Origin of the sequence: Erwinia sp. QL-Z3, from assembly GCF_004551645.1 — a bacterium.
Taxonomy (GTDB): Bacteria; Pseudomonadota; Gammaproteobacteria; order Enterobacterales; family Enterobacteriaceae; genus Erwinia; species Erwinia billingiae.
The window spans coordinates 3,733,165-3,749,972 of record NZ_CP037950.1; the positions used below are offsets into that span (position 1 = coordinate 3,733,165).

Sequence of the window (16,808 nt, forward strand, 5' to 3'; positions counted from 1 at the left end):
GGAGAGTGTATGGAACAGTATCGCTTAACGATGCGCGGCATCAGCAAGACCTACGGCAGTGCCGCTGCGTTACAAAATGTGGACTTTACTGTCAGGCCAGGCGAAGTGCATGCGCTGATTGGTGAAAATGGTGCGGGCAAATCGACGCTGTTGAACATTCTTTCTGGCGTGCGCAACGCCGACAGTGGTGAGATCAGCGTGAACGGGGTGCCGGTGCAGATGAAAAATCCGCTCAGTGCCCGCCATGCTGGCATCGCCATGATCCATCAGGAGTTACAGCATGTTCCTGAACTTTCCGTCGCGCAGAATATGTTTCTCGGTCGCCCGCTGACCAAAGCGAACGGCATGTGGATTGATAAAAAGGCGCAGGTTGCGCGAGCCACCTTCATTTTAAGAACGCTGGATCCGACGATTGATCCTAATGAACCGATCAAAAATCTGAAGGTGTCGCAACAGCAGATCGTTGAGATTGCCCGCGCCATGCTGGATGACGCCAAAATCATCGCCATGGATGAGCCGACGTCCAGCCTGACGCCAACGGAATTCGATCGGCTGGCGGAATTGATTAGCGATCTGAAGTCGATGGGCGTGTCGCTGATTTACGTCTCCCACAAGATGAACGAGATTTTCCGGGTCTGCGATCGCGCCACCATCATGCGTGATGGTCAGCAGGTTGGCGTGGTTAACCTTTGCGACGAGACCGAGGAAACTATCGTCGCCAAAATGGTGGGCCGCAAAATCGAGAAACTGGATCACAACGCGTATGTCACCGAGCGTGTGGTGCTGCAGGTGGAAAACGTCACGCGCGGCACCGAGATCAAAGCCACCAACTTTAGCGTCCGCGCCGGCGAAGTGCTGGGCATTGCCGGGCTGGTGGGCGCAGGGCGGACCGAACTGCTGAAACTTATTGCCGGCATTGATAAGCGCAGCAGCGGCAGCGTGATGGTCAACGGTAGCCCGGTAAGCAATCATAACGTCACCGCCGCCATTCGTGCGGGGATCGGGCTGGTCCCGGAAGATCGTAAGAAAGAGGGCATTATTAAAGAACGTGCGGTGAAAATGAATATGGCGTTGCCCTCCATGTTTAAATTCACCAAAGCGGGCATTATCAGCCGAAATAAACTCGACCTCGTCGCCCATGAAGTGATGTGCGAATTAAATCTTCGGCCGCTGGATATTGAAAAAACCATTGGCACGCTTAGCGGCGGTAATCAGCAAAAGGTGATTATCGGTCGCTGGGTGGCAGCCGATGCCAAAGTCTTTTTATTTGATGAGCCAACCCGGGGAATCGATATTGGCGCCAAGTCCGAAATCTACAATTTAATCGAAAAATTAGCTAAGGCCGGCAAAGCCATCGTGGTCGTCTCTTCAGAAATGACCGAGATCATTCGGATATCTGACCGCGTACTGGTAATGAGAGAAGGGAAGATCACCAAGGAACTCAGCGGTGAAGCAATAACGGAAGAAAATATTGCCCGTTATGCGATTAAAGATACTGAAACCGTTTAGCGTTTAAACCTGATTTTATAAAGGCCCTAAAATGATGACTCAACCAACAAGTCGACCGTTTACGCCTGCTTCATCATTGATTAAATTCAATGTGCGCGATGCAGGAACTCTGATCGGATTACTTATTATTGTGATCACCTTCTCATTTTTGTCACCGGTATTTTTTACCCTGCCAAATTTGCTGAATATTTTACAACAGTCTTCCATAAACGCATTGATTGCGATGGGCATGACGCTGGTGATTATATCCGGTGGTATTGACCTTTCCGTCGGGCCAACCGCCGCGCTTTCAGCAGTATTAGGCGCCACCTTGATGGTCTCAGGCGTTCCGGTACCACTGGCCATTATCGCCACGCTGGGCGTGGGTGCGGTCTGTGGCGTATTTAGCGGATCGTTAATCGCCTATGCCGGACTGCAACCGTTTATCGTCACCCTTGGCGGGCTTTCCCTTTTCCGCGCCATTGCGTTGATCTATACCGACGGCAACCCCGTGTTCGGCATTCCTTCTGAGTTTCGCAGCATCATCAACAGTTCGATTTTCAGCATTCCCACGCCGATTATCATTGTGGCGGTGATTGCGGTCGTGCTGTGGACGGTGATGAACAAAACGCCGCTGGGCGAGTTTATCCTCGCCATTGGTGGCAATGAAGAGGCCGCGCGCGTGGCCGGCGTGCCGGTGAAACGCACCAAGGTCACGGTCTACGTGATTTCTGGAACCTTGGCCTCGCTGGCGTCGCTGATTCTGATTGGCCGACTGGGCGCGGCCGAACCGACCATCGGTAACCTGTGGGAGCTGGATGCTATCGCGGCAGCCGCCATCGGCGGCGCGTCATTGATGGGCGGTAAGGGCAGCGTGTTTGGCACCATCATCGGGGTCATTATTTTAGGGGCATTACGTAACGGCTTGACCTTGCTAAATATTCAGGCTTTTTATCAGTTGCTTGCCACAGGCCTTATTATTATCATAGCGATGTTGATTGACCGAGCGACCCGAGGCAAGTAATGAAGCAAGATCCACGAGCCATTGGTGCTCAAATTCGTATGCGTTTGCCGCAACTGACGCCTTTAGAACGCCGTGTGGTTGAATCAATTACGGCGAGGACAGATATTACCGAGCAAACCTCTTTAAAAGAGATTGCGCTGGAAAATAACGTCTCCGAGGCGATGATTGTTAAAATCACCAAAAAGCTCAGCTTTACGGGCTTCAGAAACTTCAGAAGCAGCCTGGTTTATTATAATCAGTCTGAAGTGGCAAGTTTGCATGCGGAAATAGAGCCGGATGACTCGTCGGAACAATTACTGGCAAAAGTATTCAGAACCTCCATTCAGGCGATAGAAGAAACGCTGTCGATTCTGGATATTTCTGAATTCAACCGCGCCGCGGACATTATATTTAAGGCGCGCCATATCGATTTATATGCAGTCGGGGGATCCGCCGCTGTCGCGCGCGATCTCTCGCATAAGATGCTTAAGATCGGTATTAAATCGTCTGCCTATGACGATGCGCATATTATGTTGATGTCGGCGGCGGTGTTATCTGACGATGATGTGGTGATTGCTATCAGCCATTCGGGTGCCACGCGTGCCGTTAATGACCCCGTCAAACTGGCGGCGCGCAATGGGGCCAAGGTGATTGCCATTACTAACTATGCCGAGTCGCCCATTGCGCGAAGTGCGCATGTCGTGCTCAATTCAACCTCTCAGGGATCGCATCTGTTAGGGGAAAATGCCGCGTCACGCATTGCCCAGCTGAATATCCTGGATGCACTGTTCGTGGCCATCGCCAAGAAAGACTTGAAGCGGGCAGAGAAAAACCTGACTAAAACGCAGCATGCGGTTCAGAACCTTCGGGAATTCTAACCATGAACAAGATCGTTGTTACCGGCAGCCTGCACTACGACATTATGCTGGATGCCCATCATCGCCCGGAAAAAGGCGAAACCGTGATGGGGTCGGCGTGCCGCTATAAGTTTGGTGGCAAGGGCGGCAATCAGGCGATCGCGGCCGCGCTGGCCGGCTCAAACGTGATCTTCGCCGGCGCGGTGGGAAACGACGAGCAGGGCACTTTTCTGCTTAAGACGCTGCAGGGCGCGGGCGTGAATACCGACGCGGTGGCGGTGATAGCGTCCGTGCCGTCAGGGATGAGCGTCGCCATTACCGATGCGGAAGGCGATTACGGTGCAGTGGTGGTCTCCAATGCCAATCTGCATATTCCGCAGACGGTATTTGATCGCGACGCTTTCTGGCAGGATGTGTCGCTGCTTATTTTACAAAATGAAGTCACGGAAGCACTTAACGTCCATGCCGCGCAGCAGGCAAAAAAGCGCGGCATCACCGTGTGCATTAACGCCGCGCCAGCCCGTCTGCTGAGTCCGCAGTTGCAGGAAAACATCGATGTGCTGATCGTTAACGCCATCGAAGCCCGCGATATGTGTGCGGTTGTGGTCAGCGATCTGGCTTCGGCGAAGCAGGCGGCTGAAGTACTTTCAGCAACCTATTCTCAGGTGGTGGTGACGGCCGGAGAGCATGGCGTTGCCTGGTGCGTGCAGGCGGAAGAGAGTCAGTCAATGGCGGCGAAGAAGATTACCCTGGTCAGCACCCATGGCGCAGGCGACTGCTTCACCGGCGTGTTGTGTTCGGCGCTGGCCAACGGTAAACCCTTAGGTGACGCGGTTGTCAGCGCCAATGAGGCGGCTGCAGCGCATGTCTCCAAAGTGGCGGTTGAACTCAGCCCGGTTTAAGGGCGATTCCAGTCAGCAAGACCGGAACCTCTCCGGTCTTCCTAGACATAGTTTTCCTGGGTATAGACCATAAAGGTCACCTTCCCGCGATCAAAATCTTCAGGCACGTCCCCTTGTTCGAGATAGCCCAGCAGGATATCCACCGCCAGCTGGGCGTGGCGAACGGTATTCTGATCCAGCGTGAGCGCCAGCGCTTTTTTGGCGAACAGCGCTTTGGTGGTGGAATAGAGTTCATGGGTGATTAAGGTGCAGGAATCGGTGAGGCGATGCCGCGCTAACGCCTGGCTGATCTCGGTGTTACCCAGCCCGGTATTGTACAGGCCCACCACGTTGGCAGACTGCGCCAGCTGCTTCTCCAGCAGCTTGCTGATGGTGATGCGGCTCTCCTGACCGGCCAGCACCTCCCGTAAGGCGATCTGCGGGAAGCGCTCCTCAAGAACATCGCGAAAGCCCTGAATGCGCTGCTGATGCGCGCGATACTCAAAGCGTCCGCTGACGACAATCACCTCACCTTGCTGTTTGATCATGCTGCCCATCATCAACCCGGCGGTGCGGCCGGCCTGCAACTGGTTAATGCCAACGTGACACAGCCTTTCCGCGCCGGGCAGATCGGTCACGATGGTGATCACCGGCACGTCGCGTTGTTTGCAGAGTTGCAGGGCTTCATAAATTGCCGGGTGTTCATGCGCAAAGACGATCAACCCGTCGCGTGTTTTGCTGCGCTCACCAATGAGCGTCGCCAGCCTGTCCGGACGCGATTCGGGCACAAAAGTGCGGTGCAGCACAATGCGGCGATAACCCAAACGGGTGGCGATGGCGGCAAAGTCGATGGCCAGCTGTTTAAAGAAAAACGAGTCGTTACCGCTTAATAACACCTCTATCTGCCAGGCATGCCGGTGCTCCTCGGGCAGAATGCGCTTCAGTCCGGCCTCACGCGCCGCCTGTAACACCTTTTGCGTGGTACGCGGCGAGACGCCGCCACGCTCATTAAGCACGCGATCGACCGTTGCCACGCCGACACCTGCCAGTTCAGCCAGCATCTCCAGAGTGATTGTTTTCATTGCCGTTCCTGTTGAGGGAAATCCATCAAAACACGCGTTCCTCAGGGTAAGCCAGCAGGCTATTTTGGCAACGACTTTATTGCTGAACTTTGACCTGCAGACAGGAATTCACCATGACTGAGAAAAAACGTTTTGCCCTGATTGGCTGTGGCTTTATCGGCCAGGTACACGCTGCGAATCTGGCGGCCCATCCGGGCATTGAGCTGGCGATGGTGGCCGATGTGGACCGCGCTCGCGCCAGCGCAACCGCCGCACAATTTCACAGCCAGGCGGGCGAGGTCAGTGCCGCCATCAATAGTGACAACATTGACGCGGTGCTGATCGCCAGCGCAACGCCGTCCCATGCGGAGCTGCTGGAAGCCGCCGCTCGGGCCGGTAAAGCGGTCTATTGCGAAAAGCCGATCGATTTATCGCTGGAACGGGCCAACCACGTGGTAGAGAAAGTGCTGCCCCTGAACGCAAAAGTCACCGTGGGCTTCAACCGCCGTTTTGACAGCAGCCATCAGCAGTTAAAACGCCAGCTGCAGCTGGGCACCCTTGGACGTCCTGAACTGATTCAGATGGTCTGCCGCGCGTCTGAATTGCCGCCGCTCAGCTACCTGCAGTCTTCCGGCGGGCAGATGCGGGATCAGGCCATCCACTTCTTCGATCTTCTGCGCTGGCTGACCGACGATGAGGTGGTTTCGATTGGGGCGATGGGGGCAGCGCTGGCAATGCCGGCCATCGGTGAATTTGGTGATGTCGACACCTCGGTGCTGATTATGCAGATGCGTCAGGGAGGATTAGCGCAGCTGGATAATACCCGCCGCACCGGCTATGGCTACGATGAACGCATCAGCGTGATGGGTGAGAAAGGGCTGGCAGAGTCCGGTTCTCAAAGTCCGCAGGGAATGACGCTGTATCAGGGCAACACCATCGCCAAACCGGGGCTGTACCCGGACTGGTTCACCCGCGTGCAGGCAACGTACTATCAGCATCTGGATGCGTTTGTGCGTTATCTGCATGGGGAAGCGGTCGCTGACTTGCCAGGTTTACTGGATGGCATTCAGGCGCAAGCCATTGCAGAAGCGGCGGTGAAATCTCTGGCAACCCGGACCTTTTGCCCGGTAGGGTTGATGCGGTAGAAAAAAACAACCCGGTCATCAGCGCTGAGGATGTTGACCGGGTTGGCGTTAACGGCAGAACCGCGCGGTTTAGCGCTCTTCGTTAAACACAATTCCCAGCTGTCCGCGCACGGTATCCATGGTGGATAGGGTCATTAATGCCGTGGCAAGCGGGCGAACCGGTGAATCCGTTAATCCCTGACCGACACACCAGGCAAAATGTTGGATCTCATGATTAAGCTGCGTGTAGCGGTTCAGCGGTTCTTCCCAGCGTAATGATTTATTGCCCTGGCTTGAGGTCAATACAAAGCCGCCCGGCGCGTAAAATTGACCGTCCAACACCAGCGCGGCATCGCGGCCGGCAATAATCGCTTTGCCCGGAGTATTGCTGAATAACGTGGTGTTCAACACCGAATGCATGCCGTTAGCATGTTCAAACAGCATCGACGCCTGACCGTTGATATTCCCTTCAGCCTGCTGACCGCTGGACTGAATACGCTCGGGCGCGCCGGCCACCATCACGCTCAGTGAAATCAGATAGCTGCCTAAATCCATCATCGGGCCACCGGCCAGATCGGCATTAAATATGCGGTGATCCTGGGTGAAAAACTCACCGTGATCGGCAATCAGGGTATGCAGATCGCCCAATGCGCCATCCGCCAATAGTTGCCTCAGCACATCGTATTTTGGCGCAAAGTCGCACCACATGCCTTCCATACAGAGCACGCCTTGACGCTGCGCTTCCGCCTGTAACGCCGCGCCTTCTTTGGCATTCAACGCCAGCGGCTTTTCAATCAGCACGTGCTTGCCCGCTTTCAACACGCGCAGACCATCCGGGAAATGATGATTGTGTGGCGTGGCGATATACACCGCGTCCAGATCGTTCATCGCCAGCATCTCGTCGACGTTGCTGAATGCCGCCGGGATCGCCCAACGATCGGCGAATGCCCGGGCCTTATCGCCATTACGTGCGGCTACCGCAACCAGCTGTTGTCCGGTGTGTTCTTTTAGCGCGCGGGCAAAATGATCGGCGATCCAGCCGGGGCCGATAATGCCCCAGCGCAGGACGGGAATTGACTGCGCTGACGGCAGCCGTGGGACAGGTAAAGAAGAGGGAAACATACTAACTCCTTGTTGCGATGCCGGTTCAGCGGTTATTCGCCACGTTAACCCATTGATGGGAGTCCATGGACTGCTCGATAGCGGTCAGGATCTGTTGATTTTGTAAACCAAACGCAAAATTCGGATAACAATCCTCGTCGCTGCAAATGCCTTGCACCAGGTCGTGGACTTCAATGACCTTCACATCAAAATAGCCCAGTCCGCCGCCGCCAAAATCAAAGCCGAAGAAGCCCGCATAGGCCGGGATCTGGCTGCCTGCGTACAGGGTCTTAAATCCGCGATCGTGTTTGTCGTCGTTGAAGCGATAAACCTGCAGCTCGTTAAAACGCTCACCGTCCATATAAATCGTGCCTTCGGTGCCGGAGACTTCCCAAAACACACCAAAAATACGTCCTGCGGCAATGCGCGACGCTTCAATCACGCCGCTGGCGCCGCTGGTAAAACTCACCAGGCACTGCACCTGGTCATCATTCTCGACTTCCCGGCGTTCGGCGTTTTCATCGGTGCGGCTGGCATAGCCGGCATCCACCTGAGGAACCGGGCGCTGACGCAGATAGGTCTGCGCACTGGCGGTGACCTCGCGGATACCGCCCATCAGAAACTGCGCCACGGAGAGTGTATGCGCGCCCAGGTCGCCCAGCGAACCGCTGCCGCCCAGTTTTTTGGAACACCGCCATGACCATGGCAGTTCAGGATCGTTATAAAAGCCCTGATCGAAGGTGCCACGAAAACGGATCGGTGTGCCGATATCGCCACGTTCGATAATCTGCTTTGCCAGCAGGGCCGCGGGGGTTTTGATGTTGTTGAACGCCACCATGGATTTCACGCCCGCCTTTTCTGCGGCCTGCGTCATTTCCAGCGCTTCCTCAGTGCTGACCGCCAGCGGCTTTTCACAATAGACATGCTTGCCGGCCGCAATCGCCGCCAGCGCCATCTCGAAATGCAGGTGATTCGGCGAGGTGATATCCACCACGTCGACATGCGGGTCGGCCACCAAATCACGCCAGTTGCCGTAGGCTTTTTCTGCGCCAAAGCGTGCGGCATTTTCATCGGCCAGGGTCTGATTCTGATCGGCCAGCGCATACAGGTTTGGGCGTTTCGGCAGGTCGGGATAGATCATTGCCGCACGACGGTAGGCATCGGCATGCGCCTGTCCCATAAAGCCAGAGCCGATCAGGCCAATATTCAGCGTCTCTTTCATTGCGCGGTTTCCTCGACATCGGCAGAAAGTTGAAAAGTGTTTTGTGCCCAGCGAAACGCGCGGGAAACGGCGGCAAACGGCTCTTCTTTTTGCGGGTCCTGCTCGGCTTCAACAATCAGCCAGCCCTGGTAACCCGAATTGGCCACAAACTCAATCAGCGGGGCATAGTCGATGCAGCCTTCGCCCGGCACGGTGAACAGCCCGGCACGGACCGCATCATTAAAGCTGAGATCGTCCTGCTGCACCTGGCGCAAAACGTCCGGGCGGACATCTTTCAGATGAATATGTACCACGCGATGGCCAAACCGTTCGATCGTCTGGGCCAGATTGACGCCGCCTGCAAAGGCGTGACCGGAGTCGAGCACCAGCCCAACGTTGTCCGAGGTTTTCGCCAGAAACTCCTGAAGCTCATCATGCTGTTCAACCAGCATCATCAGATGGTGGTGATAGGCCAGCTTCAGGCCAAACTCGCGCAGCAGAATGTTGGCAAACTCGCTCACCTTGCGGGCATAGTCATCAATATCAACGCAGCTCAACACCGGCGAAAGGGAAAGCGGTTCGTCCAGCGGATGGCTGCCCGGCATTTTGCCGCATTCGCCATACACCATTACTTTTGCCCCCAGCGCTTTAAGCAAGGCGGCATGGGGCTGAACGGCAGCGACTTCTTCCGCCACACTGCGGTCGGCAAGGAATCCGCTGTGCCAGCCGGATGCCAGCCGCAGATTCACCTCTTTCAGTAACGGCGCTAATTGCGCGGCAGTACGCGGAAATTTCCTGCCCAGTTCAATACCCTGATAACCGGCGGATGCCGCCTGGTTCAGACAGGTTTCTAATGAGATGTTGTCGCCCAAATCGAGCAGGACATCATTGGTCCAACTGAGTGGGCTGACACCTAACTGAATGCATGAATTCATGGGAATACAGGCTCCTTACGGCTTAAGTTGAAGACACTATAAAGAGAGCAATAACAGGAACGTTATCGCTTCAATGATGGAAAACCATCAATTGGGTTGGCGTACGGATTCAGCGGTGAAAAGTGTGATCAAAACGAGGTTTCCAACAGGGCACGACGTTAACCAAAATGGACGGCTGCCGGTGGTCAATAAAATAATGCCGCGACTATTACAGCTTTATCGTAATTTCTGTTAATCGAATGTTTAAGCGATGTAGGGAGATTTGATTGGTGTGATTAAATAATTAATTCTTTCAATGTTAGAAAAGAATAATTTATAAAATACTGTGATCAATCGCGAGTTATTTAGCAAAATTTACAGGAATCAAGGTAGACAGAACAACCGGGTAATAACTACAATGGCTCCCCTAAAATTTTTGGGTCTTTTTGGTACGAGCAATCGATAACATTGGCACGTACTAAACGTAACAAGGATAGAAAAATTAGGATCGCGATTGCGTAACAGGCGCTGGAAGATGCCATAGGATATTTCAGCAGGATGTTGAAAACGAAATAAGGTGAGCCCATGAGCTCTCGAAATTATATCATTGATGATGATGTTGTTTTTATTCCAAAAGACAAAGTGTTGAGATCGTTAGCGACACAGAAATCGCTGTCTATTCATTCTCCCGCAGCAAAGTGTCTTTTACTTCTTATCGAAAGAAGAGAACTGGTTTCACAAGCCGATCTTTATAAAGCAGCATGGGGAGATGATGCGTTAAAGAAGGTCTCAAGCGCCACCTATTACCAGTGCTTTGTTAATCTCAGGAAAGCCTTTAAATATATCGGTTATGATGGGGAGTTAATTAAAACCATCCATAAAGAAGGCGTAATAATAAACGAAGGCATAGCCATTACCGAATACACGCCATCAGTATGTAATGAAATGGAAGAGAAGGGGCGAGGGTGGAAGTTATCTAAGAAACAATCAATCCTGTCTTTCATGGTAATGTCTATTATAGCAATATATTCATTATACGCTCTGCAAAGTCACGATGGCACTGAACTTTTTGGCGACGAGCGCTATATCAGAACCTCTGGTTTACCTGACTGTGTTTATGTCTATAAAGGGAGTCCGGAAGGGGTGTCAACGCGTCGTGTTGAGGAAATTTTAGAAACAAGAGCCTTATCATGCAAAAATAAACACAAGATATTTGTTTATCTGGGATCGATCAGAACCACAATCTTTGATTGCCCGCCGACGATGCATTGTATGTCATACACTGACTCACGGGTGAATAAATGAGAATAAAAATGACGCTGGCCCTTATGCTGATATCAACTTCGGCTGGCGCAGCCGATATGCACTGTACGGCTTTGCATGTGATAGAAAATACGGCAGGAAAGGTCTATGCCACCTATAAGATCAACATTAAAGATAGCAAGGGGGTGTTCAACATAGATGCGAGATTTGAAGGAGATGATGATAAGAAAATGATTAGCAGGCAAATTTTCTTAACGGCTGAAAGAATTAGCGATACAGGTTATGTGTTCACCGCGAAAAAAATAAAAACCAACCCTTCAGAGTCAATCAAAGAAGTGAGCTCGCTCATTAATTTCTATCCTGATTTTTTTTGGCAACAGGATAAATCAACCGCATTTTCGATAAAAAGGTATCAAAATTCACATATCATGAGTTGGTCTGCAGAACCGATGTTCTTTTGCTTTTAATGAGTACATTGTAGCGTTACGCCTCGTCTGATATTCCGGTAAGGTATATCGGCAGGGGCGTAATCCGAAAGAACTGACACTCAATTTTAAGCAGTACTACACCACATTCCATCGTTTTATCATCCCGCTCTTTACAGAGTACCGCAGTAAAGCATTCTCCATATTTAGCTCATATAAATCAGATAAATTCAATTTAATCAGTAGGTTATGAGCCTATAAATAGACATCTAATTTTCGGCAGTATATTCTAATTAAAAAAAATAGATAAAATCCGTAACCAAACTAAGCAGATTTTGGTTCTGTTTTGCTGAATAATATAGAAGTGAAAGTTAAAATAACTAAGATACGTCTCAATCTTGTTTCTACACAGAGAGAAGAGAGCATCTTACATGTAGCGTGTGCTTTTTAAATAGACCAACCAATTTTGATAAATAAACGTTGGGATTAATGTCGACTATTTTATATGAGGTGAAAAATGATGGGGTTTAAAAGTAAGTATTCGATGAGAATGACGATACTCGCTAGTGTGATTGCGGTTTCTGGCGGTGGCGTGGCAAGTAGTGCTGGCGCGAGTGATGGTACTATCACCTTCGATGGAAAGATTCAGGATGTCACCTGTGTAATTTCAGGCGGAACAACTCCCGGCTCATTAGATGGAAAAGCAGATTTTACCATAACTTTGCCTAACGTCAGCACGTCAGCATTGAAGAAATCAGGTCAAAGAGCCGGAGACACACGGTTTTATATACAGCTTTCGGGCGCTGACTGTCAAGATGGTAAAGTAGCTGACGTTGTCTTTGAAAAAGCGCAATCCACCATTGATGCGACGACAGGTAAACTCATTAATCAAATAAAAAAAGCTAGTGGGGGTAGTGAAAATGTTCAGATTGCCATATTGAATAATGATAAAACCGACATCAATTTGAACAACAGCGGATCGCATCAGTCAGTAACTATTGCTAGTAATAAAGCCTTGTTCGAATATTGGGCGCAATATTATGCCACAGGTATAGTAACTGCAGGTTTAGTACAGTCGCAAGCCTTATATTCAATAACTTATAATTAATAAATTAAGCTATTTCTTACCTGTCCTAAAGGTAAGAGATAGCTTTTAAAACATGCCCACATGGAAGGGCCGATGGGTAAGAGGGAAGTTGCAATGTTTACGTCAAGGTTAATCGCCATGGGTATCGGGCTGTTGCTCAACAGTACAAATCTGTACGCAACGCTACAGATCAACACTACCCGCATTATCATCGCGGGAAACAAAAAAGATGCCAGCGTACGTATTAATAACATCGGGTCAGCGCCTTCTTTGACAAAAGTTTGGCTTAGCGATGCCGAAACAAAAGGATTAGAGGGAGGCAACGATCGGCTGCCTTTCTTTATCAGCCCACCTGCATCACTGATCGATGCCGGCGAGGCAAAGGTCTTTCGTTTCCTCAAGTTAGATGACGCTGAAAGCACACTATTGCAGGACAGAGAAACCGTCTTGTGGTTTAACGTCATGGATATTCCGCCCCAGAAAGAAAGTGACCAGGATAAAAATGGCATTGAAATGGTTTTCAGAACTATCATCAAATTTTTCTATCGTCCTGCTGGTTTGAAGGGGACACCCATTCAGGCTGCCGAAAACCTCAGTTTTACCTACGCATCATCAGGTAATAAAACACAGGTTAAGGTGACGAATGATCATCCCTATCATGTGTCGGTAAATAAAGTCTCTTTTGATAATGGCGCAGTAAAAAAAGAGGGTGAGGCAAGCATGATCGCGCCTTTCAGCACCAAAACATTCACTTTTGATGGCATTAATCCGGGGGTGCGTAACACGATAGAATATCGCTACATCACCGACCTCGGAGCGACGATAACAATAAATAAACCATTGAAATAAAGTGTTATGAACACAAAAACGCTCGCGATGAAGTTTTCTTTAGCATTGCTTGGACTGATTATTATCTCTCCAAAGCAAACTTTTGCCACGGACGAGAAACAGGGGGAAGTTATAGAAAAAAAGTCCGAACGCTTTACGTTTAATACTGACTTTATGAAACAGTATGATAGTAATGTCGATTTGGATTATTTAACAAAGGAAAAAATAACCCCAGGGATCAACTACGTCGACCTGACGGTTAATGACAGAAAGCTGGGTGGCGAAAAAATAACATTCGACACTGTCGATGGCCAATTGACTCCCTGCATAACCCGAGAATTGCTGGTTGCGTTTAAGATAGACAGTCAATATTACTCTGTTGAAAACATCTTAGACGGTTGTAGAAAGCTGGAATCGTTAATCCCTGGCTCGGTGGTGGCGTTCGAGAAGAGTGAAAGCGCACTGAATATCACCATCCCACAAATCTACCTCAATCGCGCTTCCGATGATTATATCAATCCCGCCCTGTGGGACGACGGTGTCAATGCATTAAAAATGTCTGGCAATGCGAATGTCGCCAGTTATATGGAAAAAGGGAAGAATGCCGTCAACAGTTTATACGTGGGAGCCAGTACAAGCTTCAATCTGGGTTCCTGGCGTTTTAATACAAATGACAATCTCTATTTTACTAATGGGAAATCCAGTTATAACCGTACGCTGGTACATGGTGATGCCTATGCTGAGACCGCGGTCAGAAGCCTGCAGTCGAGATTTTTAGTCGGTGATATCTCGACGTCCGGCGAATTTTTCGAGAGCTTAAGTATCAGGGGCGCTTCTCTTAGCACCTGGGACCCCATGCTGCCCATGTCGATGAGAAACTACCTGCCGTCAGTGCGGGGTATTGCGGACACCAATGCGACGGTCACGTTAGTCCAGAATAATAATGTGATCTATGAAACCAATGTGCCACCTGGCGAGTTTGAGCTTCGGGAATTTTACCCTGCAAGTTATGGCGGGGATATCGTGGTCAACATCAAGGAGTCGGATGGTCGCGTCCAAAGCTTCACCGTACCCTATGCCAATGTCCCTCAGCTTCTCCGCCAGGGGTATCTGCGTTATTCCTCTACTGTCGGGCAGATACAGCTCTCCGGCGTGTCTGCCTCACCAATGCTGTTTGAGGGCATGCTCCAGTATGGAATAGCCAGTAATACCACGCTCTACAGTGGTGTACAGCAAACAGATTTCGCATACAAAGCGCTTAAAACCGGCGTGGCATTCAACACGCCTGTGGGCGCAATCAGCAGCGATATGACCTGGTCATATACCGATTTCAAAGATGGTAAGAAAGAGCATTGCAGCTGGACTTGCAACGCAGCCATACAATTAAATTACTCCAAATACGTCAATCAAAGTGATACGGCGATCAATCTGTCATTCCGACGGGCGATGAAAGATGATTATTATACATTGTCGGACGCGTTATATGAAAAGGAGTTCGAACGTGTAGAACGATCGCGTGACAGAGTCGACGTGACCCTTTCGCAACAGTTACCTGATTACTGGGGAAGCCTGTATTTAAGTGGGTACATGGGACGAACATGGCATAAAGACGACAGTAATTATAATAAAAGCTACCAGGTTTCATATCGTAATGCCTATCGCAATTTCAACTATTCAATTTCCCTGACGCAATATCATGACAGCAAAGGTTATGATGACCGGCAGATTTACGTCAATTTCTCAGTGCCATTACACCGCTCTGCAACAGACACCGTGAGTCTGGTTGCATCAGGGGGGTACAATTCAAACAGCGCCTCCCTGAGAACCGCGGTAACGGGAACCACCGGCGAGGAAAGAGAAAATAACTTTAACGCCTATATAAACACCCGTGAAAAAGTCATCCAGAACAGCGGGGTGAGTTTCTCCCGAAATACCGATCTGGCTGCAACGACGGCGAGTATAAGTAAAACATCTCATGCGGTTTCTGCCGCAATCGGCTTATCCAGCGGGGTGATCATTCATTCAGGGGGGGTGAATTACTCTCAGGGGATGGGTGACAGTATTGCCATCGTGAATTCTCAAGGTGCTGAAGGTGCAAGGATTTACCCAGATAACCTGGCCAGAATACAAAGCAATGGCTACGGCATTGTCCGTAATCTCATACCCTATCAATATAACGAGTTATACCTCGATCCCGAAGGAAGTTCCTTTGAGCTGGAGACAGAAGACGTCCATAAAAAAATCATTCCTACCCGCGGTGCCATTCTGTTACTTGATATCGAGTCGACAAACGAGCCAATGAAGTTATATCGCATCAGCCACAGTAGTGGACTGAATATACCTTTTGGTACTGCGGTTAAGGACAATGAAGGTCAGGTTGTAGGCCTGGTGGGACAGGGCGGACGCGTCATGTTACCTCAAAATAATCAAACGTCCCGTTACTCAATCGCATGGCAGAAAGACAAATCCGTCCATCACTGCAGTTTAACCATTTCGCCAGTCCCGGAATCAGTAAAGACGCCAGAAGGATTATCACACCAGGATGTGCATTGTTTGTCAGAGGGAAATGAAAATGAAGGCTAAATCGACGATATTACTGTTTTCATCCTGTCTTGCGCTCGTAATTCAGTTTGTTCTTGCAACACCCGCGCATGCCGCAAAGTGCACTATCACTTCAGGAGGAGTGATAAATCTTAACATCGGTGAATCAATCACCTTGAATCCCTCTAAATCAACATCGCCGACGGAAACGGTGCTTTACTCACGCCAGTTTCCTGTTTCAGCCATTTCATACACCTGTGAAAACGGCGCGACGGTTAACTGGCAATCAGCATACTCAAGGTCTTATGCCAAAAGTGTTTATTCAAACATTTATATTACAGAAGTGGCTGGTATCGGCATAAGAATGAAGTGGCCAGCATCCTTTTCAGACGCTTATTATGTTCCCGGTAAGTCATTGAACTGCATAGAAGTCTGCACCATTCCAGCGGACAACGTATTGGTTGAATTGGTGCATATTGGTTCTGTTGCAGAAGGGGAACACATTATTTCTGCAGGAGAAATTGCCAAAGCCTATATCCCCACCGACAGCGGCGAAGTGGCGCTGATGCATGTCAACTTGGGTTCAAATATTGTCATTAAACCGAAGAGCTGTGCGGTCGTCCCCTCATCTACCTTTATTAATCTGGGCACCTATGATTCTGCCTATTTTTCGAAATCTACTAAGCAAGGCGAAGAGGTACAATGGAACTTTCATGTCAGTTGTCCAACGGCATCATCAATCGGATTAACTTTCAATTCTGATAATTATTTGTTTGGTGGTGAAACCGGTGAAATTGGCGTTATCAGTGGTGACGGATACGCTAAAAATATATCGGTCAAAGTGAAAATAAACGAAAAAAGCACCAGGTATTCATATGTGCAAATGGGAAAAAAATATCTATTCCCAAATGTCGTTGAAAAGAACATTAATATGTCTGCGCACTTATACGTCAAAGACTCAGAAAGAGCCAACATCACGCCAGGTAAAGTCTCGGGCACGTTACTTTACACCATTAGCATTGATTAAATCCCAA

General features: G+C 50.0%; 15 protein-coding genes. 11 read left to right on the forward strand and 4 right to left on the reverse strand.

Annotated features, from left to right (window positions below; all coding sequences use genetic code 11):
- Nucleotides 1-9 precede the first annotated feature (9 nt).
- The 4 genes from E2F51_RS17975 to E2F51_RS17990 are packed head-to-tail and all read left to right on the forward strand — an operon-like array spanning nt 10 to nt 4,250.
- Nucleotides 10-1,509, forward strand: coding sequence for a sugar ABC transporter ATP-binding protein (locus E2F51_RS17975; RefSeq protein WP_134824134.1), 1,500 nt, complete (start codon nt 10-12; stop codon nt 1,507-1,509).
- 31 nt (nt 1,510-1,540) lie between these two features.
- The gene (locus tag E2F51_RS17980) at nt 1,541-2,512 is read left to right on the forward strand and encodes an ABC transporter permease (RefSeq protein WP_134824135.1); all 972 of its coding nucleotides are present in this window, start codon (nt 1,541-1,543) and stop codon (nt 2,510-2,512) included.
- Entirely contained in the window at nt 2,512-3,369 is an 858-nt protein-coding gene (locus E2F51_RS17985) for a MurR/RpiR family transcriptional regulator (RefSeq protein ID WP_013202183.1), read from the forward strand. Before E2F51_RS17980 ends, E2F51_RS17985 begins: the two co-directional genes overlap by 1 nt.
- Before the next feature lie 2 nt (nt 3,370-3,371).
- Nucleotides 3,372-4,250 carry a ribokinase gene (locus E2F51_RS17990; RefSeq protein ID WP_134824136.1) on the forward strand — a complete coding sequence of 293 codons (879 nt, stop codon included), beginning with the start codon at nt 3,372-3,374 and terminating at the stop codon, nt 4,248-4,250.
- 41 nt (nt 4,251-4,291) lie between these two features.
- Here E2F51_RS17990 and E2F51_RS17995 read toward each other — a convergent pair whose 3' ends face one another.
- A complete protein-coding gene (locus E2F51_RS17995) occupies nt 4,292-5,311 on the reverse strand; it encodes a LacI family DNA-binding transcriptional regulator (protein ID WP_134824137.1) in 1,020 nt (339 codons plus the stop codon).
- 113 nt (nt 5,312-5,424) lie between these two features.
- Between E2F51_RS17995 and E2F51_RS18000 the strand changes: the two genes are divergently transcribed.
- Nucleotides 5,425-6,435: a Gfo/Idh/MocA family oxidoreductase gene (locus E2F51_RS18000; protein WP_134824138.1), complete on the forward strand. Its 1,011-nt coding sequence runs from the start codon at nt 5,425-5,427 to the stop codon at nt 6,433-6,435.
- A gap of 69 nt (nt 6,436-6,504) precedes the next feature.
- On the opposite strand, the gene E2F51_RS18005 is transcribed toward E2F51_RS18000, so the two are convergent.
- Genes E2F51_RS18005 through iolE form a run of 3 tightly spaced genes read right to left on the reverse strand, consistent with a single transcriptional unit; the run spans nt 6,505 to nt 9,651 of the window.
- Nucleotides 6,505-7,536 (reverse strand): Gfo/Idh/MocA family protein, encoded by a 1,032-nt coding sequence (locus E2F51_RS18005; protein ID WP_134824139.1) that lies wholly within the window; start codon nt 7,534-7,536, stop codon nt 6,505-6,507.
- 25 nt (nt 7,537-7,561) lie between these two features.
- Nucleotides 7,562-8,737 carry a Gfo/Idh/MocA family protein gene (locus E2F51_RS18010; protein ID WP_134824140.1) on the reverse strand — a complete coding sequence of 392 codons (1,176 nt, stop codon included), beginning with the start codon at nt 8,735-8,737 and terminating at the stop codon, nt 7,562-7,564.
- Nucleotides 8,734-9,651, reverse strand: coding sequence for a myo-inosose-2 dehydratase (iolE, locus tag E2F51_RS18015; protein ID WP_134824141.1), 918 nt, complete (start codon nt 9,649-9,651; stop codon nt 8,734-8,736). The genes E2F51_RS18010 and iolE overlap by 4 nt, the downstream gene beginning before the upstream one ends.
- A 564-nt stretch (nt 9,652-10,215) precedes the next feature.
- Between iolE and E2F51_RS18020 the strand changes: the two genes are divergently transcribed.
- From E2F51_RS18020 to E2F51_RS18045, 6 genes are all read left to right on the forward strand, one after another.
- Nucleotides 10,216-10,935 carry a hypothetical protein gene (locus E2F51_RS18020; protein ID WP_134824142.1) on the forward strand — a complete coding sequence of 240 codons (720 nt, stop codon included), beginning with the start codon at nt 10,216-10,218 and terminating at the stop codon, nt 10,933-10,935.
- An 8-nt stretch (nt 10,936-10,943) separates the two neighbouring features.
- On the forward strand, nt 10,944-11,360 hold the full coding sequence (locus E2F51_RS18025; protein ID WP_134824143.1) for a hypothetical protein: 417 nt from the start codon (nt 10,944-10,946) through the stop codon (nt 11,358-11,360).
- A 475-nt stretch (nt 11,361-11,835) separates the two neighbouring features.
- A complete protein-coding gene (locus E2F51_RS18030; protein ID WP_041692006.1) occupies nt 11,836-12,426 on the forward strand; it encodes a fimbrial protein in 591 nt (196 codons plus the stop codon).
- A 117-nt stretch (nt 12,427-12,543) separates the two neighbouring features.
- Complete coding sequence (locus E2F51_RS18035) at nt 12,544-13,254, forward strand: molecular chaperone (RefSeq protein ID WP_013202193.1); 711 nt, start codon at nt 12,544-12,546, stop codon at nt 13,252-13,254.
- Nucleotides 13,255-13,260: 6 nt separating this feature from the next.
- On the forward strand, nt 13,261-15,816 hold the full coding sequence (locus E2F51_RS18040) for a fimbria/pilus outer membrane usher protein (RefSeq protein ID WP_134824144.1): 2,556 nt from the start codon (nt 13,261-13,263) through the stop codon (nt 15,814-15,816).
- A complete protein-coding gene (locus E2F51_RS18045) occupies nt 15,806-16,801 on the forward strand; it encodes a fimbrial protein (protein WP_134824145.1) in 996 nt (331 codons plus the stop codon). Before E2F51_RS18040 ends, E2F51_RS18045 begins: the two co-directional genes overlap by 11 nt.
- Nucleotides 16,802-16,808: the final 7 nt, after the last annotated feature.

What these genes read in the sequence shown, in the direction of transcription:
- E2F51_RS17975 (WP_134824134.1), top strand. Translation starts at nt 10, where the DNA reads ATGGAACAGTATCGCTTAACGATGCGCGGCATCAGCAAGACCTACGGC.
- E2F51_RS17980 (WP_134824135.1), top strand. Translation starts at nt 1,541, where the DNA reads ATGATGACTCAACCAACAAGTCGACCGTTTACGCCTGCTTCATCATTG.
- E2F51_RS17985 (WP_013202183.1), top strand. Translation starts at nt 2,512, where the DNA reads ATGAAGCAAGATCCACGAGCCATTGGTGCTCAAATTCGTATGCGTTTG.
- E2F51_RS17990 (WP_134824136.1), top strand. Translation starts at nt 3,372, where the DNA reads ATGAACAAGATCGTTGTTACCGGCAGCCTGCACTACGACATTATGCTG.
- E2F51_RS17995 (WP_134824137.1), bottom strand. Translation starts at nt 5,311, where the DNA reads ATGAAAACAATCACTCTGGAGATGCTGGCTGAACTGGCAGGTGTCGGC.
- E2F51_RS18000 (WP_134824138.1), top strand. Translation starts at nt 5,425, where the DNA reads ATGACTGAGAAAAAACGTTTTGCCCTGATTGGCTGTGGCTTTATCGGC.
- E2F51_RS18005 (WP_134824139.1), bottom strand. Translation starts at nt 7,536, where the DNA reads ATGTTTCCCTCTTCTTTACCTGTCCCACGGCTGCCGTCAGCGCAGTCA.
- E2F51_RS18010 (WP_134824140.1), bottom strand. Translation starts at nt 8,737, where the DNA reads ATGAAAGAGACGCTGAATATTGGCCTGATCGGCTCTGGCTTTATGGGA.
- iolE (WP_134824141.1), bottom strand. Translation starts at nt 9,651, where the DNA reads ATGAATTCATGCATTCAGTTAGGTGTCAGCCCACTCAGTTGGACCAAT.
- E2F51_RS18020 (WP_134824142.1), top strand. Translation starts at nt 10,216, where the DNA reads ATGAGCTCTCGAAATTATATCATTGATGATGATGTTGTTTTTATTCCA.
- E2F51_RS18025 (WP_134824143.1), top strand. Translation starts at nt 10,944, where the DNA reads ATGACGCTGGCCCTTATGCTGATATCAACTTCGGCTGGCGCAGCCGAT.
- E2F51_RS18030 (WP_041692006.1), top strand. Translation starts at nt 11,836, where the DNA reads ATGATGGGGTTTAAAAGTAAGTATTCGATGAGAATGACGATACTCGCT.
- E2F51_RS18035 (WP_013202193.1), top strand. Translation starts at nt 12,544, where the DNA reads ATGGGTATCGGGCTGTTGCTCAACAGTACAAATCTGTACGCAACGCTA.
- E2F51_RS18040 (WP_134824144.1), top strand. Translation starts at nt 13,261, where the DNA reads ATGAACACAAAAACGCTCGCGATGAAGTTTTCTTTAGCATTGCTTGGA.
- E2F51_RS18045 (WP_134824145.1), top strand. Translation starts at nt 15,806, where the DNA reads ATGAAGGCTAAATCGACGATATTACTGTTTTCATCCTGTCTTGCGCTC.